The 22,529-nt window shown below is 66.2% G+C and carries 21 protein-coding genes; 8 read left to right on the top strand and 13 right to left on the bottom strand.

Features of this window, described 5'->3' with window-relative positions; all coding sequences use genetic code 11:
* Positions 1-212 precede the first annotated feature (212 nt).
* Both KYT87_RS24440 and KYT87_RS24435 read left to right on the top strand, forming a co-directional pair.
* Positions 213-392, top strand: coding sequence for a hypothetical protein (locus KYT87_RS24440; RefSeq protein WP_046803852.1), 180 nt, complete (start codon positions 213-215; stop codon positions 390-392).
* A 293-nt stretch (positions 393-685) separates the two neighbouring features.
* A complete protein-coding gene (locus KYT87_RS24435; RefSeq protein ID WP_219991059.1) occupies positions 686-1,345 on the top strand; it encodes an acetoacetate decarboxylase family protein in 660 nt (219 codons plus the stop codon).
* Between the two features lie 74 nt (positions 1,346-1,419).
* On the opposite strand, the gene KYT87_RS24430 is transcribed toward KYT87_RS24435, so the two are convergent.
* Positions 1,420-2,385, bottom strand: a complete 966-nt coding sequence (locus KYT87_RS24430; protein WP_255593507.1) for a DMT family transporter — start codon at positions 2,383-2,385, stop codon at positions 1,420-1,422.
* Between the two features lie 98 nt (positions 2,386-2,483).
* On the opposite strand from KYT87_RS24430, the gene KYT87_RS24425 reads away from it, so the two are divergent.
* The gene (locus KYT87_RS24425; protein ID WP_219991058.1) at positions 2,484-3,263 is read left to right on the top strand and encodes a helix-turn-helix transcriptional regulator; all 780 of its coding nucleotides are present in this window, start codon (positions 2,484-2,486) and stop codon (positions 3,261-3,263) included.
* A gap of 10 nt (positions 3,264-3,273) precedes the next feature.
* Here the strand turns inward: KYT87_RS24425 and KYT87_RS24420 are convergent, their stop codons facing one another.
* Positions 3,274-3,765 (bottom strand): hypothetical protein, encoded by a 492-nt coding sequence (locus KYT87_RS24420; protein ID WP_104142108.1) that lies wholly within the window; start codon positions 3,763-3,765, stop codon positions 3,274-3,276.
* Positions 3,740-4,132 carry a phage holin family protein gene (locus tag KYT87_RS24415; protein ID WP_046803858.1) on the bottom strand — a complete coding sequence of 131 codons (393 nt, stop codon included), beginning with the start codon at positions 4,130-4,132 and terminating at the stop codon, positions 3,740-3,742. The genes KYT87_RS24420 and KYT87_RS24415 overlap by 26 nt, the downstream gene beginning before the upstream one ends.
* A 124-nt stretch (positions 4,133-4,256) precedes the next feature.
* On the opposite strand from KYT87_RS24415, the gene KYT87_RS24410 reads away from it, so the two are divergent.
* Positions 4,257-4,523: a hypothetical protein gene (locus KYT87_RS24410; protein WP_046803859.1), complete on the top strand. Its 267-nt coding sequence runs from the start codon at positions 4,257-4,259 to the stop codon at positions 4,521-4,523.
* Between the two features lie 4 nt (positions 4,524-4,527).
* Here KYT87_RS24410 and KYT87_RS24405 read toward each other — a convergent pair whose 3' ends face one another.
* From KYT87_RS24405 to KYT87_RS24395, 3 genes are all read right to left on the bottom strand, one after another.
* A complete protein-coding gene (locus KYT87_RS24405; RefSeq protein ID WP_219991057.1) occupies positions 4,528-5,613 on the bottom strand; it encodes a calcium:proton antiporter in 1,086 nt (361 codons plus the stop codon).
* A gap of 106 nt (positions 5,614-5,719) precedes the next feature.
* Positions 5,720-9,982: an AAA family ATPase gene (locus tag KYT87_RS24400; protein ID WP_219991056.1), complete on the bottom strand. Its 4,263-nt coding sequence runs from the start codon at positions 9,980-9,982 to the stop codon at positions 5,720-5,722.
* Between the two features lies 1 nt (position 9,983).
* A complete protein-coding gene (locus KYT87_RS24395) occupies positions 9,984-10,367 on the bottom strand; it encodes a response regulator transcription factor (protein WP_104142114.1) in 384 nt (127 codons plus the stop codon).
* 159 nt (positions 10,368-10,526) lie between these two features.
* Between KYT87_RS24395 and KYT87_RS24390 the strand changes: the two genes are divergently transcribed.
* Entirely contained in the window at positions 10,527-11,216 is a 690-nt protein-coding gene (locus KYT87_RS24390; protein ID WP_219991055.1) for a response regulator transcription factor, read from the top strand.
* A gap of 49 nt (positions 11,217-11,265) precedes the next feature.
* Here the strand turns inward: KYT87_RS24390 and KYT87_RS24385 are convergent, their stop codons facing one another.
* The 5 genes from KYT87_RS24385 to KYT87_RS24365 all read right to left on the bottom strand — a co-directional run bounded on the left by KYT87_RS24385 (position 11,266) and on the right by KYT87_RS24365 (position 15,477).
* Entirely contained in the window at positions 11,266-11,910 is a 645-nt protein-coding gene (locus KYT87_RS24385; RefSeq protein WP_255593506.1) for a response regulator transcription factor, read from the bottom strand.
* Positions 11,911-12,064: 154 nt separating this feature from the next.
* Complete coding sequence (locus KYT87_RS24380) at positions 12,065-13,147, bottom strand: porin (RefSeq protein ID WP_219991054.1); 1,083 nt, start codon at positions 13,145-13,147, stop codon at positions 12,065-12,067.
* Positions 13,148-13,258: 111 nt separating this feature from the next.
* A complete protein-coding gene (locus KYT87_RS24375) occupies positions 13,259-14,122 on the bottom strand; it encodes an alpha/beta fold hydrolase (RefSeq protein ID WP_104142119.1) in 864 nt (287 codons plus the stop codon).
* A 24-nt stretch (positions 14,123-14,146) separates the two neighbouring features.
* Complete coding sequence (locus KYT87_RS24370) at positions 14,147-14,833, bottom strand: hydrolase (protein WP_104142120.1); 687 nt, start codon at positions 14,831-14,833, stop codon at positions 14,147-14,149.
* A gap of 254 nt (positions 14,834-15,087) precedes the next feature.
* Positions 15,088-15,477: a helix-turn-helix transcriptional regulator gene (locus KYT87_RS24365; protein WP_104142122.1), complete on the bottom strand. Its 390-nt coding sequence runs from the start codon at positions 15,475-15,477 to the stop codon at positions 15,088-15,090.
* A 360-nt stretch (positions 15,478-15,837) separates the two neighbouring features.
* Between KYT87_RS24365 and KYT87_RS24360 the strand changes: the two genes are divergently transcribed.
* The 3 genes from KYT87_RS24360 to KYT87_RS24350 all read left to right on the top strand — a co-directional run bounded on the left by KYT87_RS24360 (position 15,838) and on the right by KYT87_RS24350 (position 19,440).
* On the top strand, positions 15,838-16,287 hold the full coding sequence (locus KYT87_RS24360) for a YMGG-like glycine zipper-containing protein (RefSeq protein WP_104142123.1): 450 nt from the start codon (positions 15,838-15,840) through the stop codon (positions 16,285-16,287).
* A gap of 102 nt (positions 16,288-16,389) precedes the next feature.
* Positions 16,390-16,827 (top strand): GNAT family N-acetyltransferase, encoded by a 438-nt coding sequence (locus KYT87_RS24355; protein WP_219991053.1) that lies wholly within the window; start codon positions 16,390-16,392, stop codon positions 16,825-16,827.
* A gap of 180 nt (positions 16,828-17,007) precedes the next feature.
* Positions 17,008-19,440, top strand: a complete 2,433-nt coding sequence (locus KYT87_RS24350) for a mechanosensitive ion channel domain-containing protein (RefSeq protein ID WP_219992769.1) — start codon at positions 17,008-17,010, stop codon at positions 19,438-19,440.
* A 58-nt stretch (positions 19,441-19,498) separates the two neighbouring features.
* Here KYT87_RS24350 and KYT87_RS24345 read toward each other — a convergent pair whose 3' ends face one another.
* Together KYT87_RS24345 and KYT87_RS24340 are read right to left on the bottom strand one after the other, a co-directional pair.
* Positions 19,499-20,800 (bottom strand): sigma-54 dependent transcriptional regulator, encoded by a 1,302-nt coding sequence (locus tag KYT87_RS24345; protein WP_219991052.1) that lies wholly within the window; start codon positions 20,798-20,800, stop codon positions 19,499-19,501.
* Positions 20,797-22,209 (bottom strand): sensor histidine kinase, encoded by a 1,413-nt coding sequence (locus KYT87_RS24340; RefSeq protein ID WP_219991051.1) that lies wholly within the window; start codon positions 22,207-22,209, stop codon positions 20,797-20,799. The genes KYT87_RS24345 and KYT87_RS24340 overlap by 4 nt, the downstream gene beginning before the upstream one ends.
* Positions 22,210-22,529: the final 320 nt, after the last annotated feature.

Below are 22,529 nucleotides of genomic sequence, written 5' to 3'. Positions count from 1 at the left end.
GACGCGTTCGTGGCGATCATGCGCGACACGCCCGCCAAGCGGGGCCGGCCGCGAAAAACGGTGCAGTTGGCAGCGTTTTCATGCGGTGCAGATCGGTAGACCAGGATCACGGGATAATTCTGAAAGTGCATGGGTCGTCCGGCGCACGTATCATGATCCGCGTCGCGGATGTCGCACGCTTTGCCGATCGACTTGCCTGGCACGAGTAGTACATGAGGCTGCTGAAGCAGCGTTTTGAGGAAATGATGAACTTTTGGGTCCCTGTAGTCTTCGGTACGTTCAAGCTGCTGGTGTTGGGCACGGGCATGTTTCTCGCCATCAAGTCACACTACGATGGAGAAAAAAAGGAGAAGAAGGAGAAGGAAAAGAATGAGGTGGATGCGCCGTCGTGACGGCGTGCCATGGAGGGGCGACTGCGATGCCGTGGTGATCGCCCTCTGGCACCTTGATCGTCCACACCTTCCCTTCAATCACCCACCGCGCCCGCGCAACGTTGGCCACGCGCGGGTATCGGTGCGACACCGCTGCGATCTTCCCGGCCGATGAATCCCTTCCCGGCCGACGCCCGCGCCGCGCATTGCCCGGCACACGGCTTGCTGCAAGCGCCTTGCACCGGCAAATCCCTGCCATGCAACGTGCCGCTGCCCGGCTCAGGCCGCGTCCGTTACACCCGAGAGCAACGCCCATGTCTACACCAGCCGCAACACCGTTTCCCCGCGCGCCGTGGTCCTTGCAGGGCTCGGCACTGATCAGCGTCTGGCGCGTGCCGCTGGATGCGCTGCCCGTGGCGGCGGCCAACGGCGCGCGCCTCGTGTCGCTGGGTCGCCAGGCGCTGTGCGCGACGGTGTGGGCGCGCTACGAACCCGGCGGCACGCTGGCCTATAACGAGCTGCTTTTTGCCGTGGCGGTGCAATCGTCCGGCATCGTGGCCCCGGCATGTACCGTCGGGCCTATCTGGGTGGACGACGACGCGGCGGCGGCCGGTGGCCGAACGCTATGGGGAATTCCGAAACGCATGGGGGTGTTCCAGGCCGGGTCGTCTAACGGCCAGTCGTCCGGGTTTGCTGACGGCGCCACGGCGTCGATGACGGTGGATGGCCGGCGGGTGGCAACGCTGCAATATCAGCCGCCGTCGCGCTTGCAGGTGCCGGTGCGCTTGCCGATCTGGACAGTACAGGACGGCGACTCCGGCCCCATCCGCACGCGGTGCATGTTGCGCGGCCGAATGAGTCGCGGCGCCGCGCGATGGTTTTTCGAGCCGGACGGTCCGCTGTCATTCCTGGCGGGTCGTGAACCGCTGGCCAGCGCGCGACTGGAAAGCTTGTCGGCGCGCTTCGGCGTGTAGCGTCATGGGCTTCCTTGGCGCTTGCGATACGCGCCGTCCACGCAAGCGTCGCACCCGCCAGACCATGATCAGCGCTAGCGTGCGCGACGTGCCTGGGCGGCCGCGGCCGGCAGCTTCGCACTGCCTTGCGCGGCAAGCCTTGAGGGGGCCGCACCCGCATGCAGCGGCCGATGCACCGTCTGCGCGATCAGCACGCCCACCAGGCTCATGCTGCCGCCGATGACGTGATACGCGTGCATCTGTTCGCCCAGCATGGCCACGGCCAGCACGGCGGTCAGCACCGGCAGCAGGTTGATGAAGATGCTGCAACGGTTGGGGCCCAGGTGCTTGACGCCCTGGATCCAGCAAAACGACAACAGGATGGACGACCCGATGCCGGCGTAGGCGATCAGCGGCAGGGTGCGGGCGTCCAGCGACGCGGTGCCGGCCGGCAGCATCACGAAGAACGGCAGCATGAACACGAGTGCCGCGATGGCTTGCAGGTACACCGCCTGCCACGCCGGAATCGTCAGGCGCCAACGGCGCAGCAGCACGCCGTACAGCGCATACGACAACGAGGCCAGCAGCATCAGCAGGTCGCCTGCGTGGACGCCGTTGTGCGCGATGGAGCCGATGTCGCCCTGGCCCACCAGGTACAACAGGCCCGCGAAAGACAGCACGCCGCCCACGGCCATGCCGACGGTCAGCGCTTCGCCCAGCACGATCACGCTGAGGATGGCGGTCAGCAAGGGCACCAGCGCGGTCACGATGGCCATGTTGGTGGCCGTGGTGCTTTCGGCGGCGCGGTACGACAGGCTTTGGAACAGCGCCATGGCCAGCAGGCCGCTGATCGCCATCTTGCCCAGGTGCGGCCGCACCGACGCCCAGTTGCGCAGCAGCGGCCGCAGCACGAAGGGCGACATCAGCGCCAGCGCCAGGATCAGGCGATAGAAGGTGATGGCCGTGGGCGAAATTGCCGACGCGGCCAACTTGGAAACAATGACGTTGCCCGCCCACAGCACGATGGCCATGAACGGAAAGAGCAGGGAAGTGATGGACATGAAGGTCTCCGAAACGAGCCGTTCATGGTGCCGGCCGCAGCCGCGTCCGTCTGGCGCTACTATGTCGCCAGTTATCGCAAAACTGCCAATCTGAACGTATGGAAGATTCCCCTTTCTACAGCGCATTCGTGGCCTCGGGTGCGCCCGCTGCGGCCTTGGCGGTGGATTACCGGCACGGCCACGTCATCGCGCCCCACCACCATGACCGGGCGCAGTTGCTCTATGCCATCCAGGGTGTGATGACGATCGAAGCGCAGGGCGGCAGGTGGGTGGTGCCGCCCACGCGCGGCGTCTGGCTGGAGGCCGACGTGGCGCATTCGGTGCGCATGAGCGGCGCGGTGCGTGTGCGCACCGTGTTCGTCGACAGCCGCGCCACGGCGCAACTGCCCGCGCGTAGTTGCGTGTTGGATATTTCACCTTTGCTGCGTGAGCTGATCGTGGCGGCGGTCGACATGGATGTCGCCGCGCCCAAACGCGCCGGCTCGCGCGATTGGCATTTGTTGCACCTGCTATTGCAGGAATTGCGCAGCCTGCCGGTGCTGCCGCTGTATCTGCCCATGCCGGCGGACGCGCGGCTACGCAAGTTTTGCGATGCGCTGATGCGCCAGCCGGACGCGGCGTTGACGTTGGACCAATGGGCGGCCCGGCTGCACCTGTCCACCCGCACCTTGCATCGGCAGTTTCTGCAACAGACGGGCATGCGCCTGGGCCAGTGGCGACGGCAGGCGAGGCTGCTCTTGGCGTTGGAGCATCTTGCCGGCGGGGCGCGCGTGGTGGATGTGGCGCTGGAACACGGCTACACCAGCCAAAGCGCGTTCGCGGCCATGTTCAAGAAGCACTTTGGCGTGTCACCGGCAGCGTTCTACCGGCAGGGGTGACAGCAGCCGTTCAAGGTGGCAAGGGCTTGCTGGCATCCGCCGACATCCCGTCTTGCAACGCGCGCAGCCGCTGCACGTGCTCGTCCAGCTGCATGCGCAGGCGCTCGGCTTCTATCGCATCCGCGCCCGTCGTTACATCCGGCCCCAACGCTTCCAGCCGCGCCATCGACGCGCGCAGCTCCGCGATCAAGCGCGTCAATCGTTCAACCTCGGGCGCGGGCAAGATGCCGCTGACGCGTCGGGTATTGCGGCGGTCCAGCAGTTCGGCGACACGGGCGCGCAACGCCACCACCGTCATGGCGCGCAGCGGTTGCTTCAGAAATGGTGGCCAGCCCAGCGCCGCGCCGGCGGCCAGGGCGGTGGTCTTGGCCCACGCCGCGCCCGCCTGGCCAAACGAGGGCGAACGCGCGCTTGCCATGCCGGCGCGGCGCAGTACCTGCCGGTCGCGCTCCATCTTGGCCAAGAGCGCGTCTTTATCAGCCTGGGTGGTGGTCTTGGGCATAGTGGCTCCGTGCGGCGGCGGTATCCAGTCGGACCTGGTGGCTCAGTTCGGCAAAGGGCGAACCCTTGGGCGCGTTGTAGCGCGCGATGGCAAGCGAAATCAGGGTCACCACGAGCCAGGCGGCGGCAACCAGCCACGCGGCCAGCATGCGGTATTCGGTGTCCCAGAAGGTGACGATGGCGGCAACCGAGATGAACCCCAACGTGCCCAGGGCGCAGAACACCAATGCCACCCCGCTGATCAGCGTGGAGATCAACGCGCCCCGGTACAGCGATAACTCGATGCCCACCAGCTCTACGTAATCGCCGGAACGTTCCGCAGCGAATTTCGCGATGTGCCGCAACCTGCGCAATCGTTCGGAAATCATGGCGTCTCCTCGGGGGCCGTGAAAGCCGCTGTGCAGCAATTGCCATGCCCGTCGCCCGCGCTGCCGGGACCATTTTTTGCCGCATGCAATCGCGGTAGCATGGGGCGTTTCAACAGGAGGAATCATGGAAAAGCCAAAGTGGGATTTTCAGATCGAGCGGCCCGTTGAAGAGGGCGGGGCATGGCGCATCGGCTATACGCTGACGTTTGCCGGCGAACCGCAGCCGCGCGAACGCGTCGCCATCGAAAGCACGTACTCGTCGGCGCAGACGGCAATTGACGAGGCGACGCGGCTGGCGCGCATCCACGCGGCGGACCTGAACGGCGAAGCGCCCACCTTCGAAAAGCCGACCGACGCCGAGGTGCCCTTTGGGCAGCATCAGCGGTTTTAAAGTCCTACAAACCCAGGCACAGCAGCATCAGGAAGGCGCCGAACAGCACAAAGTGCGTCATGCCTTCAATGGCATTGGTCTGGCCGTCATTCAGGTTGATGGCGGCCACCAGCAGCGTCACCAGCATCATCAGCGTCTGTAGCGGCGTCATTGCCATGACGATGCGCTGGCCCGAGATCAACGCCATGGCCTCCATGGCGGGCACGGTCAGGATCACCGTGGACAGCGACGCGCCCAAGGCGATGTTCACCACGGATTGCATGCGGTTGGCCAGGGCGGCGCGCAGGGCGGTCAGCATTTCGGGCGCGGCGGAAATGCCCGCCACGATCAAGGCAATCAGGCCGATCGGGACATCAACGCCTTCCAGGCTGCGGTCCAGCGAATGCGACATCAGTTCCGCCAGGAAACCCACCGCGACGATGCCGGCCGCCATGATCGCGGCCGACGGACGCCAGCTGGTCTGCGCCGCCGCGGGCAGGTTGCGGCGCGTTTTCTTTTCCGGATAGCTGTAGCTGAAAAAGTAGCTGTGCGGGCCGGTCTGCATGCGCAGGAATACGCCGTACAGCAGCAACATCGCCACGATGGTGAAGGCGCTGTACGCGCGCCAGCTGGCTTGCGGCACGAATTCCGGAACGATCATCGACACCGTGACAGCGGTCAGGATCATCACGCTGTAGGTGCGCGCCGAATCGTCGTTGTAGGCCTGTTCGCCATGCTTGAATCCGCCAATCAACGCGGCCACGCCCAGGATGCCGTTGATGTCCAGCATCACCGCTGAGTAGATGCTGTCGCGCACCAGCGTGGGCGAGCCGCCCTTGGACGACACGATGGCCAGCACGATCACTTCCACCAGCACCGCCGACAGCGTCAGGATCATGCTGCCGTAAGGGTCGCCAAGTTTTTGCGCGATGCGCTCGGCATGGCGCGCCACGCTTAACGACGCACACAGGATGGCCCCGATCAGGATGGTGGTTTCCGCCAGGCTGGCCATTCGGCCAACGTCGCGCAGCTGTGAATCGACGGCGTATCCGGCAACGGCGATGACGCACGCCAAGAGTAGAAACTTCTCGGACTGGAGAAAGGATTTCATCTGGGTAGGACGGGCGGGAAATAGTGCCAGCCTAGCATGTGCCGGACCTGCCCGTGTGCGCGCTTTTGGGCATGGGCCTTGCTGGCCCATGTCCTTTCCGCGGACGTTAGTTTGCCGTGCGCAGGCGCGCGAGCTGGAACGAGAAGCGGGTGCCGCACGGCGTCAGCGGCTGCGCGTGCAGGGTGCCGCCATGCGCTTCGATGATTGATCGGCAGATCGCCAGGCCCATGCCCATGCCTTGCGCCCTGGTGGTGAAGAAGGGGTCGAAGATGCGACCCAGATCCTCTGCCGCGATGCCGGGGCCGCGGTCTTCAACGCTGACCTCGACCATGTCACCTTCCAGCCGCGACGACACGATCAACTGGCGCTGTCCTTGCGGCGTGGCGTGCATGGCGTCGATGGCGTTGGTGACCAGGTTAAGCACCACCTGCTGTAGTTGCGTGCGGTCTGCCTCGACCAGCGCGGCGTCGGATTCCAGGCGCGTCAGCAGGCGCACCTGTTGCGCGTCCATTTCCATCTGCGTCAGCGTCAGCACGTCGCCCAGGGTATCGTCCACGCGCACCGGCGCCAGCACGGCGGGCGCTTGCTTGGCCAGCGAGCGCATGGCACGAATGATTTCGGCCGCGCGCAGGCCGTTGCTCTTGATGTGGTTCAGACTTTCGCGAGCTTCATCGATGTCGGGCACCGGCCGGTTCAGCCAACGCAGGCTGGCTCCGACCGACGTCACGATTGCCGTCAGCGGTTGATTGACTTCGTGCGCGATCGAGGCGGCCAGCCCCCCCATTACCGTCAGGTGCGACGTGCGCGCGAGGTCGGCGCGCGCCATGCGTAAATTCATTTCCGCTTGCGCGCGCCGCTGGTTCTCGTCAACCAATTGTGCGTACAGCCCGGCCATTTCCAGCGAGATCGCCGCGTGCGGCGCCAGCAGTTCCAGCGCCGCCGTGCGGCCGGCGTCAAACACATTTGGCGCGTCGTTGTTTTCCAGGTACAGCACGCCCAGCAGCATGCCGCCCCGGATCAGCGGCAGGCACAGTACGGAGCGCAGCGGCCGCGTCGCGGCCATTGCCGCGTGGATCGACGGCGCATCCACCACCGCGTCGGCCAGCACCAGCGTCTGGTGCGAGCGCAGCACGCTGTGCAGCACCGTCAGCGGCAGCGTGTCCGCCGTGGGGGTGGCGCTGCCCAGCGTGACCGCGCAGGTATCGCCCACGCGGCGCGCCGACGCCTCGATCAGCGGCGCTCCGCCGCGCACCAGCAGCAACAGGCCGTATTGCGCGTCGGCATAATCCATCATGTTGGTCATCAGCGTTTCAACCAGGCGGTCAAGCACCACCTCGCTGGAAATCAGCTGCGATGCGCGCACGCCGATGGTCCAGTCCGCCGCATTGGCCGCACCGTCGCGCTCGATCGGTTCAGGGGCGTCCGCGCGCAACGCCAACAAGGCCGCGTGCGTGGCAAACACCTGGTCGGCTTTTTTGCTGGCGCCCCAACGGCGATAACTGGCGTGGGCCAGCCGCACATGCTGACGGGCCGCCGACATCAGGCCGTTGGCCTGGCACAGGCCGGCCGCCATCTCGTGGGCCAGGGCTTGCTCGTGCACGAAGCCCGCCGCGCCCGCGCCGTCGGACGATGCCTCCAGGCTTTGCAGCGCCACCAGCGGCTGCTGGCGCAGGCGGGCCAGTTCGGCGTCAATCAGTTGCAGCTTGCTGAGGAAGGTTGCCGGGTTCAGCTGGCTCCAGGTCACAAAGCGCGCGCGATGCGGCTGCAACGCCGCGATGGTGGCGGCGGGGTCGGCCGCCGCGCCCGGTGCACGCGCCATGGCCAGCGCCAGGTACAGGTGACAATCCGCCGTATTGATGTGGCTGATCACGGACGACTTCAGCGCGGCCGCGCGCGACAGGCTGTCGACCGCTGCCGCGTAGTCATGGAAGTAAAAGGCTCCCATGCCGTCGTACAGCCAGATCCAGAACCGGGTGGATTCCGACCGCGTGCGGCGCGCCTGCTCGGAGGCGGGCTCGTCGCCCACGTACAAGGGCGTACCCAACAGCCGCCGCGTGAACCCGTGCTGCGCCTTGAGCAGCAGCTCGATGTCTATGTACTGGATCAACCGCGTGAGCGCCAGGCCGCGTTCGATTTCCTCTTCGACCAGGCGCAGCTGCTCGCCCATGAACAGCAGGTCGGACACGATGTGGTTGCTGGCGTAGCACGCCATGCCCAGGTCGCCCGACGCGCGGCCCAGCGACACGGCGGTGTGGACGTGCCCCAGCGCGACGCTCAGCGGTTGCGTCCAGGGGCTGACCTGGTCCACCGCCACCAGCGTGGCGATGCGCTCCGCCTCGAAGCCGTGATGCTCGGCCAGCGCCATGCCCGCCAGTCCGTAGGCCAAGCCGTCCTCATAGTCCTCATACTGCGCCGCGATGAAAACGCCGTACCACGACAGCCCATAGGCGGATTCCGGCGTGGCGCCGTGGTCCAGCGTCAGTTCCACCATTTTGGCCAGATGCGTGAAACGGATGCCGTCGTCAACGAAAAAAGACGAGATCAGCGTGGACAGCAGGCCCATCACGGTCTGGACGCGGCGGTCGCGAGTAATCGCCGTGCGCCCCAGCGAGGCGATGGGGCGGCCGGCCAGCTTGTGCCGGACAACGTCATACGCATCGCGCTGCGCGGCGGCGGACGGTGCGCGGGTCAGGGGCACGTCCAGCAGCGCCAAACCGGACAGCGCCGCGCCGATTGCGCCTTCGTAGTCGGACCGCAGCGTTTGAAGCACGGCCTTCAGCCGGTGCACCGCGGCCTTGTCCATCGGCGGCAGTTCGCGCGCCAGCAGGGCGCTGATCTCTTGCGCCGCCGTGGCGAATTCGGCTTGCGCCAACAGGCACTCGCATCGCAGCAGGCTGGCGTCGTAGGCCAACGCGTACTGCGTCGTCCACCAGTCCGGCTGCATCAGCCGGCAGGCCGCGCCCACGTAGCGGGCCGCCTGCTGCACCGCCGCCGCCTCCTTGGCGCGGCGCCCGGCAAGCGTCAGCACGCGCACGAACGCCACGCGTTGCGCCAGCGTGGGGTCAACGCCCTCGGCAAGCTCGATCTGGTTGGCGATTTCGAAGGCGTAGTCGCCAAGCTGGGCGGCCCATAGCTGTGCCATCAGCGTGGCGATGCGCGCATGCGCTTGCGGGCGCTGCGCGGGCGGCGTCATGGCGTACGCGGATTCCAACACACGATCATGCGCGAACACATAGACGCCGTCGTCATGGCGTAGCAGGCCCGCATCGACCAGTGGTTGCAGCCGGGCCGCCACATCGGCCACGGGCAGATCGGCAATGCGGGCCAGCAGCGCGTCGCCGCCGCGCAGGCCCACGCAGGCCATCTGGCTCAACAAGCGCCTTCCGTCTTCGGGAAAGCGTTCAAGCCGGGTCACCATCAGGTCCACGACGCTGGCCGCATAGCGCGGATTCATCACGTCGGCCGGGTTCCACAGCCAGGTTTTCGATGCTGCGTCGAACGACAGGACGCCGTCGTCCATCAGGGTCAACAACAGCTGCCGGGCAAAAAAAGGGTTGCCCGCCGTGACCTGGTGCAACGCCTGCCCCAGCGGCTTGACCGCATCGACGTCGCCGCCCAGCACGGCGGCGGTCAGTTCGCAGACATCGTGTGCGGACAGCGGCGCCACCGTCATGCGGGTGACCTGGATGGGGTTCCAGCGGTCGGCGTGAATCAGCCATTCAAACGCCTGGCTTGCTTGGCGGTCCTGGTCGCGATACGCGCCCAGCAGCAGCACGTGCGCAGGGGGATTGACGGTGTACGCCTTCAACCAGGCCAGCGTATCGGCGTCGGCCCATTGCAGGTCGTCGATGAAAAGCACCAGCGGATAGCCGGCCTGTGCAAAGGCGGAAAACGTTTGCAGCAAGGCGTTGTGCACGCGTTGCTGGGCCTGCTTGGCCGGCACGCTGGACAAAGGCGCGGTGCGACCGATCAGGTGTTCTATCTCGGGAAAGATCTCGGCAACGGTCCGGCCCTGGCCCGCCAGGCGTTCGACGAGCCGCGCGCGCAGCGGCGCCAGCGCGTCTTCATCGCGGCCCAGCGCGGCCATGGTCAGGGTGCGCAAGGCATCGGTGATGGGGGCGTAGGGAATGTCGCGCAGTTGCTGGTCGCTTTTCCCGCCGGCAAAGCTCGCGCCGGCCAGTTCCGCCCGTTGCGCCAGCCGGTCCACCAAGGTTGACTTGCCCGAACCGGCGGGGCCGGCCAGCAGCACGAGTTCGGCGTTGCCCTGCACCGTCACGCGGGCCAGGGCGTCGTCCAGCATGCGCAGTTCCGCGCCGCGTCCGACAAAGGGGGAGGCGGCCAGGCCGGCGCTTGGGTCGAAGGCGGACATGTCAGGGAGCCGGCGCTTCCGGGTGGATGGCGCGGTCGATGCAGCGCAGGATTTCGGCGTCTTCGAAGGGCTTGCACAGAAAGCAGAATGCGCCCAGCTGCCGTGCCTGTTCGCGATACCGTTCTTCGGGGAATGCCGTCATCAGGATGACGGGCACGCCAAGGCCACGTTCGCGCAGGGCCGCGCACATGGCCAGGCCGGTCATGCCGGGCATCTGGATATCGGTGACCACGCAGGACAGCCGCGTCAGGTCTTCGGCATCCAGCAAACCCGCCGCGCCGTCGTACAACACCACGTTCAGGTCCAGGGAGCGCAGCAAGCTGCCAAGCGCCTTACGCACTGAAGCGTCGTCGTCGACGACCGCAATGAGGGGGGCGGCATTCACTGTGCATTCCTGTATCAAGGGCGACGAGCGGCTGGATGGCCGCGTCGCGAGTTCCCAAGCATACCCGCAGAAAGCCCCGGGAAAAAAGCCATACAAAGGTATAATTTTTTGCCTTTCTTCCCGCCCCGCTCCTTGCCGTTTCCGCGCGCCGATTTCACCATGCAAGATCAATCCGCCATCCCGTCTGGCGCTTGCGCCACCGCAGGCGCAGCCGCAACCGCAACCGCAGCGGCCAGGGCCGTGGTCTGGGTGGTGGACGATGACGCGTCGATACGCCAGGCGCTGAGCAATCTGCTGCGGTCCGAGGGGCTGGATGCGCGCACCTTCGGGTCGGCCGAAGAGATGCTGGCAGGCGGCTTGCCCACCGTGCCCACCTGCATCATCCTGGACGTGCGGTTGCGCGGCCTGAGCGGGCTGGACTTGCAGGCGCGGCTGTCGCCGGGCGATGCGCCGTTTTCCATCGTCTTTATATCGGGCCACGCCGACGTGCGCATGACGGCCACCGCCATGAAGGCTGGTGCGGTGGATTTCATTGCCAAGCCATTCACTGACGAAGACCTGCTGGGCGCGGTCCACGCCGCGCTGGACAAGGCGCGCGCGCGGCATGAAACCGCCCGCCACGCGCGGACGCTGCGCGAACGCTACGCCACGCTGTCGCCGCGTGAACAGCAAGTGATGCGGCTGGCGGCGGCCGGCCTGCTGAACAAGCAGATCGCCGCCAAGGCCGACATCAGCGAAGCCACGGTAAAAATTCATCGTGGCAACGCCATGCGCAAGATGCAGGCCCGCACGTTCGCGGATTTGGTGTTGCTGGCACAGTCCATGGGGCTTCTCGAAGCGGGGGATTAGCGGCGGGCGGCGAGCGGCGGGCGGCCAGCCGTGGGCGACTAGCCACGAGCTAAGCGACCGCGGCTATCTGCCCGGCCATCGTCACCAGTTGCGCAAAGCTGCGCGCCTGCATCTTGCGCATGGCGTTGCCCCGGTGGATCTTCACGGTGATGTCGCTGATGCCCAGCCGGTCGGCAATCTGCTTGTTCATCAAGCCCGCCGTGGCGTGTTCCATGACCTGCCGTTCGCGCGGGCTCAGGCTCTGATAGCGCTGCACCAGGCCGTGCATGGCCTGCTCGCCGGCGCGGCGCTCGCCGTCGCGCTGCAAGGCCAGCCGCACGCAATCCAGCAGGTCCTGTTCGTTGAAGGGCTTGGTCAGGAAGTCCAGTGCGCCGGCCTTCATGGCCCGCACGGTCATGGGGATATCGCCGTGACCCGTCATGATGATGACGGGCAGGGCATCGCCGTCGCTTTGCAGCAATTGTTGTAGCGCCAGGCCGTTGCCATCGCGCAGCCGCACGTCCAGCAGCAGGCATGCCGGGCGATCGCCCCTGTCGAACTCGCGAAATTCCCGCACGCTGTGAAAGGCCTTGGCGGCCAGGCCCACGGAGGCAAACAGCGCGACCAACGACTGCGTGATCGCGGGCTCGTCATCGACGATATAGACCAAGGGGTCCACGGGGTGGGAAATGCCGGGGCTGGCGCATGGCTTCACGATGAACTCCTGAGGGGGCGTGCGCACAAGTCGGCGCGCGGGGCTTGCGCTGCTGGGGCAACTTGCCTGTCCGGAATTCTGGCACGGCCCCGCGCCGGGGACGCATCCACTACCACCAAAGTCGTAGCCGGTTGCGGCGCGCGGCAGATCCCCGCTAGAAGTTGTGGCGCAGGCCGATGGCCAGCGTTTGCGGGCTGGTGCCCTGCGTTACGCCCAGGCTGTTGATGGCAAAGTCGTAGTCGGCGCGCGCCCGGTTGCTGATCCGCGAGTAATAGCCGTACAGGGCGGTGCGGGGCGACAAGGGGTAGTCGTACCCGACCGTCCACTGCGCCGCGCCGGTGTCCGATCCGCTGCGTACAAAGCCCACCGTCTGCGTCGACGCCCCGCGGCCGTTGCTTGCCACGCCCAGCGCGGCGCGCAGGCTGCCCCGGCCCAGCGCCTGCACGATCGACACGTAATAGCCGTCCCGGGTCAACGATCCGCTGGCCGTCCGATAGCGCAGCCGTTCATACACCACTGCGACTCGCGTCGTCGGAAACTGATACGACAGGCCCATCTTGAAGGCGTCATCGTGCGTGTTCGCCGCCTGGTAATTGCGGTGCAGTTCGTAAGCCAGCGCCAGGTTCAAACCGCCCCGGTCATAGCTGCCCGACCACGAAAACAGCTGCGGATTGCGCGGCGTTGTCATTTTTTCCTGGGGCAACCCCCACGCGAATCCACCGCTTAAGCCCTGCCAGGACGGCGTGCGGTATTGCAGGGAATTGTTTTGCCTGCGGTCGAACGAACTGGTGTTCTCGACGTTGCCGGTGCTGGCGGCCGAGCCGTTGCCCAGCAAGGCCATGTAGGCCGCCGTGGTCGCGTAGTAGGGGTCGTAGGCCAGCGTGGCTTCGGTATAGGGCGTGTGCCAGTTGCCCAGGAACAGCGTGCCATAGGGGCCGTCGAACCCCACGCGCGTGTTGCGGCTGGCGATCTGCCCCTGGCCGGTGTTCAGCGCGATGCCGTTTTCAATCTGGAAGATGGCGCTGGTGCCGTCGCCCAGCCATTCCGTGCCGCGTAGCCCGAACACCGAGCGGTTATTGGTCATCCGGGCGGGGCTGCCCGGCTCGGGTCCGCCGCTGATCCAGCTGCTTTCCAGCGCGGTGTTCAACCTGCCGTATAGCGTTACCGACGATTGAGCGCAGACCGGCGCCGCCACGGCCAACAGGCACGCGGCTAGCGGTTTTGCATAGCATTTCACTAGAGACTTCCGGTAAAAAAAGAAAGGCAGGGCGCCGGGCTTGCTTGCCCGGCGCCCCGGAAAAGGCGCGCCGGAAGGCGCCTTTATGCAGATGGCCCTGGGGCCGGGCCGTCAGCCCCGGATGAAGGCCAGCAGGTCGGCGTTGACTTCTTCGGCGTCCAGCACGCACATGCCGTGCGAGGCGCCCGGGTAGACCTTTAGCGTGGCGTTCTTGACCAGCTTCACGGCCTTTTCCGCCGAGTTGGCGATCGGCACCATCTGGTCGTCCGAACCATGCAGGATCAGGGTGGGCACGTCGATCTTCTTCAGGTCTTCGGTGAAGTCCACCTCGGAAAACTGCTTGATGCACGCGTATTGGCCACGGATGCCGCCTGCCATGCCCTGCAACCAGAAGGCGTCGATGGTGCCTTGTTCGATCTTGGCGCCCGGCCGGTTAAAGCCAAAGAACGGCTGGGTCAGGTCTTTGTAGAACTGCGAGCGGTTCCGCATGACGCCCTGGCGAATGCCATCAAACACTTCCATCGGCAAACCGTCAGGGTAGGCCGCGGTCTTGGCCATCACGGGGGGCACCGCGCCGATCAGCACCACACGGGCCACGCGCTTGCTGCCATGGCGTCCGATGTAGCGGGCAACTTCCCCGCCTCCGGTGGAATGGCCCACCAGCGTTGCGCCCTGTATGTCCAGCGCGTCCAGCAGCGCGGCCAGGTCATCGGCATAGGTGTCCATGTCGTTGCCTTGCGACGGCTGGCCCGAACGGCCGTGGCCGCGACGGTCATGGGCGATCACACGAAAGCCGCGCTCGGACAGGAACAGCATCTGCGCGTCCCAGGCGTCGGCGTGCAACGGCCATCCGTGCGAGAAGACGACCGGCTGGCCGGCGCCCCAATCCTTGTAGTAGATGCGGGTGCCGTCGGCGGTCACGATGGTCTGGCCGGCGGGGTCGGCCGGGAAAGCACTTTGCGATTGCACATTCATGTTGCGGGTCCTGTAAGCGTCAGATCAACGGGCGGCAATGGGGGCAATCGCTTCGTGCGCGGTACGCGTGCGCTGCGGGGCCTTGTGCACCATCGTGTAGGCGTAGTCCACGCCCATGCCGTAGGCGCCCGAATGCTCTTTCACCAGCGCCATCACGGCGTCATAGGTTTCGCGGCGGGCCCAATCGCGCTGCCATTCCAGCAGCACCTGTTGCCACGTCACCGGCACGACGCCCGCCTGGATCATGCGCTGCATGGCCTGGTCGTGCGCTTCCTTGCTGGTGCCGCCCGAGGCGTCCGACACCATGTAGATTTCGTACTGGCCTTCAAGCATGGCGCACAGCGAGAACGTGGTGTTGCAGACTTCGGTCCACAGGCCGGCCACAACGACCTTCTTGCGGCCGTTGGCGGCCAGCGCATCGCGCACCTTCTGGTCGTCCCACGAATTCATCGAGGTGCGTTCCAGCACCTTCTGGTCCGGAAACACATCCAGCAATTCGGGGTAGGTGTAGCCCGAGAAGCTCTCGGATTCCACGGTGGTGATCGTCGTCGGGATGTTGAAGATCTTGCCGGCCTTGGCCAGACCGACGGTGTTGTTCTTCAGAACCTGACGGTCAATGGACTGCACGCCAAAGGCCATCTGCGGCTGGTGGTCAATGAAGATCAGTTGGCTGTTTTGCGGGGTCAGCACTTCAAGTTTGGATTGGGTCATGGCGAATGTTCGAAGGGTCTGTCGATGCGTGATTGCAAGGCGCAAGCAGACGGATTGTGAAAGGGATGCGCGCGCATCCCGTGGCATGAAAACCTGTCCGGCAGCGGACGGAACGAAGCTTATGGGGGCGCTATCGGCGGCACAATAACGCCTTCGTATAGGCGCGAAGGCGAAGAGGGGAACACGCCTGTGATCGCCGCGCCTCGGTCAGGAATCGGTCAGGAAAACGGTCAGGAAATTGGTCAGGAAATTGGTCAGGCGTCGGCCGCGCGACGCCACGCGCCGGGCGTCAGGCCGACCACGTTGTGGAACACGCGCGTGAAGTGCGCCTGGTCGGCAAACCCGCAATCCAGTGCGATATCGGCCAGCGTCTTGTCCGGTATCCGCAGCTGTTCGCGGGCTTGGGCGATGCGTTGCAGCAGCGCCCAACGGTGGGGCGTCGTGCCGGCGGCATCGCGAAACACGGCTGTGAAATGCGTGCGCGACAAGCGGCAGGCGCGCGCGACGTCGGCCACCGAGCTCTGGCCGCTTAACAGCATGGTCTTTGCCTGCTGCTCCAGCGACACCGGCAAGCTGCGTTTTGCCGGCTCGGGGCCAAGCGGCGGCGGGCCGCTGTTGTCGGCGCGGACGTGGGATGGGCGCATGTAAACCTCCGGGGCAGAAAGCGAGGGACCGCGCCCTCTTGTTGGGTGAATCGACGCGCGACGCCTGCGCGGCAAGCGCGTGGGCGGGCTGGCCCTGGCGCCTGGCCCTGGCTTCTGGCTCGTCTGGCAGGCAAGCGCAGAATAGGAGTCGGCCCCCTCGCCATCAATCAGCCATTGGTGTTAGCGGCAGGACGTCAGCACGCGCCGGATACGGGTTGTCGTTGTCTCCATCTCGTTGGCCCCATCTCTTTGTCCCCATAACGCCATACCCAATATTGGGTATTCCGGACACGGGCCGAAGCACGGCAGGCGGGACTACATTGCAAGGTCCAGGGTTCTTAACCGCACGTGGAGTTTTCTATGAAAAAGTCCATCATTCCCTGCGTTGCCTTGCTGCTCTCGACCATCGGCCTGACCGCTACCGCACAGACCATTACGCCGATGAAAGGGCAGTCTCCTGAAACCACACAACAAGACGTCGCCGCCTGCCAGGCCCAGGCGGGGGGCACCGGCACCACCGACACCTCGCAATCCGGCGGTCGTGCGCGCGGCGCCGCCACGGGCGCTGTCGCGGGCGCGGCAGTGGCCGGCGCGCGTGGCCAGCAGCACGAAGAGGCCTATGACCGCATGGACGACGACGTCAAGCAGGAATACCGTCAAAACCAGGCGAAGGACGCGGCGGTGGCCGGCGCCGTGGTGGGTGGGTCGCGCCAGCGGCAGGACCGTCGCGAGCAGGCCAAGACCAGCAGCGCGGCGTCGTCCGCATACACCAGCTGCATGCAGCAGCGCGGCTATCAGGTCACGCCCTGATTGAAGGTGCCCGGGGGCGCGGGGCCGCGCGCTTGTCATGAGGCGGACACGATGCCGTCATAAATTTCCGCGCAGTCTTGCACACGCAGCCCGGAAACCGACATGCACCTACGCCCCGCCACCGCCCAGGACGGCCCCGCCATCGCCACCTTGCTGGCGCAACTGGGCTATCCCGGCACCACCGCCTTCATGGCGGAAAAAATCGCCCTGCTATCGGCGCATCCCGATGCCCTGTTGCTGGTGGCTCACGACGATGCCGGACAATTGCTGGGCTTTATCAACCTGCATTTCATGATCCAGCTGGCGCTGCCCGGCGACTTCTGCCGCATCGCGTATTTCTGCGTCGACGACCAGGCCCGCAGCGCGGGCGTCGGCCGTCAACTTGAAGCGGCGGCCGAAGCAGAAGCCCGCGCGCGCGGCTGCGACCGCATCGAAGTGCATTGCCACGAACGCCGCGTGGATGCGCACCGCTTCTACTACCGCCAAGGGTATGAAGAATCGCCTAAATATCTGATGAAGCGGCTGGGCTTTATCATTTAGCCCTTGGCGGCGTTGTCCCTGATCGCGCGCCGCGTTCCTGGCCTTGATCGCAGAGGAGTTTTATTAGTGGTTCTATTCGCAACGACAGCATCCCTTTTTTATCCGCCCCGCGAAGAGTCCGCCCGCCTTTGGCGGCACCGACGCGCGAGGCCATGGCAGGCGGTGTGGCTGCTGGTGGTGATGCTCAGTTGCGTGTTGTTGACCTGGCCGGGGCAGGCTGGCGCCGCGTCGCCGCTGCAACCCCCGTCGCAGCCGCCCGCCGCATCGGCATCCGCGCTGACGCCCGATGCGTTGGCCGACCTGCTGGACAATCCCGAGGCACGCAAGGCGCTGGTCGATGCGTTACGAGCGCAAGCGGCGGGCAAGCCGCCCGCCGCGTCCCCCGCGCCGGGTGCGGCCACTTCCCCCAAGGCCCCGACCAAGCCCGGTTTACAGGAACGCATGGCCGATGGCGTGCAGCAGTTCCTGACTGGCGTGGCCGCCGACATGGGGCAGGGCGTGGACGATATGCGCGCGCTGGCCTCGGGTCGCAGCCTGCGGATGGACGGCGCCACCGCCGGCAATGCGCTGCTGCCGTTGCTGCTGGCCGGCTTGGCAACCGTCATTGCCTATCTGCTGCTGCGGATGATCGCCATGCGCATCTACACGCGCATCGACCGCTGGGTGGCTGAACATGCCAGCCCTTCCGAGGCGGCGACCGTTCACGACCCCGGCACTCCGCGCCGCGCGCCTGCCTCGATGCGGGCCTTGTACCAACGCTTGGGCGCCATCGTGGGCGCGGTCGCCATCGATGCCGGCGTGGTGCTGCTGGCCGCGATGGCGGGCGGGGCGGCCGCCCTGTGGGGCACGCCCGAGCGCGGCACGCTGGACACGCTGGCGGCGGTGTTCCTGCGCGCTTTCGTGGCGGTGGAAATCGTCAAGGTGCTGATCCGCACGGTGTTCGCGGTGCGGCATCCGCACCTGCGCCTGTTGCCCATGTCCGACGAACTGGCCCGGTACTGGAACGCGTGGCTGGTGCGCGTGGTCGCGGCGGCGGGCTATGGCACGCTGCTGGTGGACCCGGTGATCTCGGCCGCGCTGTCGCCCGCCCTGGGTCGCCTGGCCAGCATGGTCATCATGCTGGTGGTGTACGTGTACGCCGTGCGCATCATCTGGCAGAACCGCCATTCGGTGCGTGATCGCATGAACCGCCATGCCGCCAACGCGGCCACGTTCATGGGGTCGCGGCTGCACTTCCTGTCGCGCATCTGGCACGTGCTGGGCATCGGCTACTTCACCGTGCTGCTCATCGTCAGCCAGATCGACCCGACCAACGCGCTGCCCTTCATGGCGCGCGCCACCGCGCAGACCCTGCTGGTCATCGGCGTGGGCAGCCTGCTGATCCTGTTTCTGAACACGATACTGGCCAAGCCCATCCGCCTGTCCGACGACCTGCGTCGGCGCCTGCCCATGCTGGAAGCGCGCGTGAACGCCTACGTGCCGGCCATGCTGAAAAGCGTGGGCTGGATCATTCGCATCGTCATCGTGTTGCTGGTGCTGGACGCCTGGCACGCCTTCGACCTGTCGCGCTGGCTGTCGTCCGACGCCGGTGGGGCGGCCATCAAGATAGTGGTCAACGTGGTCATCGTGCTGCTGATCGCGGCGCTGGCCTGGACCGTTATCGCCAGCATCATCGAACACCGCCTGAGTCAAAGCGAAGGACGCGGCATGCCCAGCGCGCGCGAACGCACGTTGCTGTCGCTGTTCCGCAATGCCGCGTTGATCGTCATCGTGACCATGACGCTGATGGTGCTGTTGTCGCAGATCGGCATCGATGTCGGGCCGCTGATCGCGGGCGCCGGCGTGGTGGGCCTGGCCATCGGCTTCGGCGCGCAGAAGCTGGTGCAGGACATCATCACCGGCGTGTTCATCCAGCTTGAAAATGGCATGAACGAAAACGACGTGGTGCAGGTTGCCGGCGTCTTCGGCACCGTGGAGAAGATGACGATCCGTTCGGTCGGCATACGCACGCTGGACGGCGGCTACCACCTGGTGCCGTTCTCGTCGGTGGATGTGGTCGCCAATCACATGCGTGACTTCTCGTATCACTTAGGTGAATACACCATCGCGCACCGCGAAAGCGTGGACGACGCCATCGAGCATTTGCGCGCGGCGTTTGCCGAATTGATGACCGACTCGGTGCTCGGCCCCGAGATCCTGGAGGAAATGACGGTGGCGGGCGTTACCGCCGTCAACGACAAGGGCGTCACCATCCGCATCCTCATCAAGACCACGCCGGGCATGCAGTGGGCCGTGCAGCGCGGCTACAACCGCCTGTTGAAGAAGCACTTCGATGCGGCCGGTATCGAGCTGCCGTACCCGCACACGGTGGTGTACTTCGGGCAGGACAAGCGCGGCTATGCGCCGGCGGCCAACGTCACGTTGCAAGCCGAGCGGCCGGACGACGGCGAGGACGCGCGCGCGGCCGGGCACACCCGCCGCCGCTTCAAGCCGGAAACCAGTCAGGACGATTCGGCGGAGGTGCTGGGCAACGAGCTTGAGGCGCGAGAGGAAGGGCTGGAGGAGGCGGGCGCCCGGGCGGAATCGCCGGAGCCAGGCACGCGGCGCGCGTAGGGCAGCGGGCTACCCCCGCGCGCGGATGTCACCGACGGGACTGTCGGCCCGCGCGCCTCTACCCGCCATCCCGCGCCGCGCGCAGCTTTTTCCACAGCGTGGTGCGCGAGATGCCCAGCCGCTTTGCCGCCAAGCCCATATGGCCGCCGGATTCTGCAATGGCTTGCTGGATGGCGCGCTGCTCGGCGTCCAGCCGCGTGGTGGCCAGGTCGGGCTTGTCGGCCAGCTTGCTTTCCGGGAAGAGGTCCTCGGCATGGACCTGTGCGCCGTCCGCCATCACGACCGCGCGCGCGATACGGTTCTTCAGTTCGCGCACATTGCCCGGCCAGGGGTGGTCGTGCAGCGCCTGGATGGCATCGGGCGATAGCGTCGCGCCCGTGGCGGATTGCGCGGCCAGCAACGACCGTGCCAGGCTGGGCAACGCGCCGGGCCGCTTGCGCAGCGGTGGCGCCGCGACCCTTGCCACCGCCAGCCGATAAAAAAGATCCGCGCGAAACGTACCCTGCGCCATCGCGGCGGGCAGGTCGGCGCAGGTGCTGGCCAGAATGCGGCAATGGGTGTGGCGCGCGGTGCTGTCGCCCAGCGGACGATACTGACCGTTTTCCAGCACGCCCAGCAGCGCGGCTTGCGCCCGGGGTGTCAGCTCGGCCACTTCGTCCAGATACAGCGTGCCGCCCTCCGCCTGGGAAAACAGCCCGTCGCGCGCGGCCCCGGCGCCGCTGTAGGCGCCTTTCACGTGGCCGAACAACAGGCTTTCAATCAGGTCCGACGCCAAGGTGGCGCAATTGACGGCAACGAAGGGGCCGGCCGCATAGGCCGAGCGCGCATGTACATAGCGGGCGGCGCGGTCTTTGCCCGAGCCCGTTTCGCCTTCCAGCAACACGGGCAGGGCGCTGGTGGCCAGCCGTTCAAGCTCTTGCGCCAAAGGATAGGTTTCATCGTGCAGCGCGTAGGGGTTCTCCAAGACCTCGTCTTGCTGGCCGGCCGGCTGCGCGGCGATGACCGATCGGATGCGGGCCACCAGCGCATCGGTGTCGTACGGCTTGGTCAGGTAGTCGTTCGCGCCCGCCGACACCAGCCGCACGGCCTGCGCAATGTCGCCATAGGCGGTGGCGAACACGACGGTGGTGTTGGACAGATGCGGGATCAAGCGTCGGTAAAGATCTTCGCCGGAGCCGTCCGGCAGCCGGATGTCGGCCAACAAGAACGCCGGACGCATGCGGGTCCTGCGAAACACTTCGACGGCCTGCGCGCAGCTTTGCACCCATTGCGTGGTGATGCCCTCCAGCCGCAGGCGTTGAAGCAGCGCGCCGCCCAGCAGTTCATCGTCTTCGATCAGCAAAACCTGGATGTCGCTCACGCCGTATCTTCCTGTGGACCGTAGGGCAGGCGCACGGAAATGCGCGTGCCGGTTGCCATGCCGGCCATGCGGGTTGCGCGCAAACGGCCGTGCATGGTTGTTGTCAGATCGGCAACGATGCCCAGGCCCATGCCGTCGCCGTCGGTGGCTGCGCCCAGCAGCGCGCGCCTGGCGGCCGGCGGCAGGCCGTTGCCCCCGTCGGCCACGTGCAAGGTCAGTGCCTGGCGGCCCGCGCGCGCAAACACCTGCACCAGTTCGCCACGCGGCGAGGCCTGGATGGCGTTCAACACCAGGTTCAGCAACACCTGCCGCACAGCGCCCGCGGGCAACGCCAGGCGGCGGTCCTGCATGCCTTCGCAATGCAGTTCCACGCGCACGCCCGCCCGGTTGGCCTGTGCGCCCACCATCAGCCGGATGTCGGCGATATCTTCCTGGTGCAGCAGGGCGGCGCCGGGGCGAAAGGTACGCAGGCTCGCGTCCACCACCGCTTGCAGCGCTTGGACGCCGCGTTCGATAAAGCCCAGGGATTCGCTGCGCACATCCTCCCGTTCGCCGAATTGCCGTAGCGTCTGCACGGCGGTGCGCAGCCCGCCCAGGGGGTTGCGCACTTCGTGGGCCAGCGCGGCCGACATCCGCCCCAACACCGCTTCGCGTTCGATGCGCGCATTGCGTTCGGTCAGCGCTTCGCGTTGCCGCGCGCTTTGCACCATCCAGTTGTAGGCCGACAGCAGTTCCTTCAGTTCAGGGTCGGTGGTGTCCACGCGCATGGGGCGCAAGCGATCTTCCGGGCCGGCGCGCAGGGCTTCGGTCAGCGAAATGATCGGGCGCTGAAGCCGGCGCGCCATGCCAAAGCACAGCACCGCGCCGATCAGGCTGATCGCCAATCCCACCAGGCCCAGTTCCCAGGCCAGTTCCTGGCGTTGCCGATGAAAATCGCTGACGTCCAGGTTGGCTACCAGCGTCCCCAGCGCGGGCCGGGCGTCGTCCAGCAAGCGCCACGTCCACACGCCTTCCGATCTTGCGCTGATCAGCGTGCCGGAGGTGTCCGCCAACGATGCCAGCGGAATCGGCTCAACCTCGGGGTAGCGCGCCACGTGCGCCAGCAGGCGGTGGTCCGCCGCGACGACGGCCAGCGTGCGATCAACCACGCCCAGATGCGTATCCAGCGCGCGGTTCAGCACATCGACCATCTGTGTGCGGTCGTCGGCGCGCACCGCAGGCAGGATCGCGGCGGACAAACCGTCCAGATACACCTGGCCCAAGTTGGCGACCTGCCTGTCGAACTGGCGCGACACGCCATGCAGCGCCAGGGAAATCAGCGCGGCGGAAATCGCAAGGAACAGCAACGACACCGCAAGCGGAATGCGGGCGGTCAGGGGCAGGCGGGGCAGGCGGTGCAGGTGGTGCATGGGGGCAGCATGGCGATGCGTTCGAAACCACGAAAACGAGGATTATGCCTGCGTGGAATCGGCGCCCGCAGTTGCAAGAATTGGCAAGCGCGCCGAGCACGGGAAAAATCCATGCCAGCCCGCTCGCAGCCCGGGAACTTTGCCGTGTTGTTCACGTTTGTGAACATCCCCGGTGCTGCGATGTTCACCGTTGTTCAGCGATGTGAACAAGCGTCTTTCATCCTGCTGGTTTTCCCGGATGAAGCCGGCAAAAGCTTGAAAGCGGATTGCAAGGCGTCGTCCTTAAAGTGCCCCCTCCTTCGGCTTGCGACATCACGCGC

It is taken from the genome of Achromobacter sp. ES-001 (assembly GCF_019448355.1).
GTDB lineage: Bacteria > Pseudomonadota > Gammaproteobacteria > Burkholderiales > Burkholderiaceae_B > Achromobacter > Achromobacter spanius_B.
The sequence above is the reverse complement of the archived record's forward strand: the minus strand, read 5'-3'. Positions and strand labels throughout refer to the sequence as shown.

Coding starts and splice junctions, on each gene's coding strand:
- KYT87_RS24365 (WP_104142122.1), bottom strand. CDS start 15,477: ATGCGCCCATCCCACGTCCGCGCCGACAACAGCGGCCCGCCGCCGCTT.
- KYT87_RS24410 (WP_046803859.1), top strand. CDS start 4,257: ATGGAAAAGCCAAAGTGGGATTTTCAGATCGAGCGGCCCGTTGAAGAG.
- KYT87_RS24420 (WP_104142108.1), bottom strand. CDS start 3,765: ATGCCCAAGACCACCACCCAGGCTGATAAAGACGCGCTCTTGGCCAAG.
- KYT87_RS24425 (WP_219991058.1), top strand. CDS start 2,484: ATGGAAGATTCCCCTTTCTACAGCGCATTCGTGGCCTCGGGTGCGCCC.
- KYT87_RS24400 (WP_219991056.1), bottom strand. CDS start 9,982: ATGTCCGCCTTCGACCCAAGCGCCGGCCTGGCCGCCTCCCCCTTTGTC.
- KYT87_RS24355 (WP_219991053.1), top strand. CDS start 16,390: ATGCACCTACGCCCCGCCACCGCCCAGGACGGCCCCGCCATCGCCACC.
- KYT87_RS24340 (WP_219991051.1), bottom strand. CDS start 22,209: ATGCACCACCTGCACCGCCTGCCCCGCCTGCCCCTGACCGCCCGCATT.
- KYT87_RS24440 (WP_046803852.1), top strand. CDS start 213: ATGAGGCTGCTGAAGCAGCGTTTTGAGGAAATGATGAACTTTTGGGTC.
- KYT87_RS24435 (WP_219991059.1), top strand. CDS start 686: ATGTCTACACCAGCCGCAACACCGTTTCCCCGCGCGCCGTGGTCCTTG.
- KYT87_RS24375 (WP_104142119.1), bottom strand. CDS start 14,122: ATGAATGTGCAATCGCAAAGTGCTTTCCCGGCCGACCCCGCCGGCCAG.
- KYT87_RS24390 (WP_219991055.1), top strand. CDS start 10,527: ATGCAAGATCAATCCGCCATCCCGTCTGGCGCTTGCGCCACCGCAGGC.
- KYT87_RS24350 (WP_219992769.1), top strand. CDS start 17,008: ATGCTCAGTTGCGTGTTGTTGACCTGGCCGGGGCAGGCTGGCGCCGCG.
- KYT87_RS24415 (WP_046803858.1), bottom strand. CDS start 4,132: ATGATTTCCGAACGATTGCGCAGGTTGCGGCACATCGCGAAATTCGCT.
- KYT87_RS24360 (WP_104142123.1), top strand. CDS start 15,838: ATGAAAAAGTCCATCATTCCCTGCGTTGCCTTGCTGCTCTCGACCATC.
- KYT87_RS24405 (WP_219991057.1), bottom strand. CDS start 5,613: ATGAAATCCTTTCTCCAGTCCGAGAAGTTTCTACTCTTGGCGTGCGTC.
- KYT87_RS24430 (WP_255593507.1), bottom strand. CDS start 2,385: ATGTCCATCACTTCCCTGCTCTTTCCGTTCATGGCCATCGTGCTGTGG.
- KYT87_RS24370 (WP_104142120.1), bottom strand. CDS start 14,833: ATGACCCAATCCAAACTTGAAGTGCTGACCCCGCAAAACAGCCAACTG.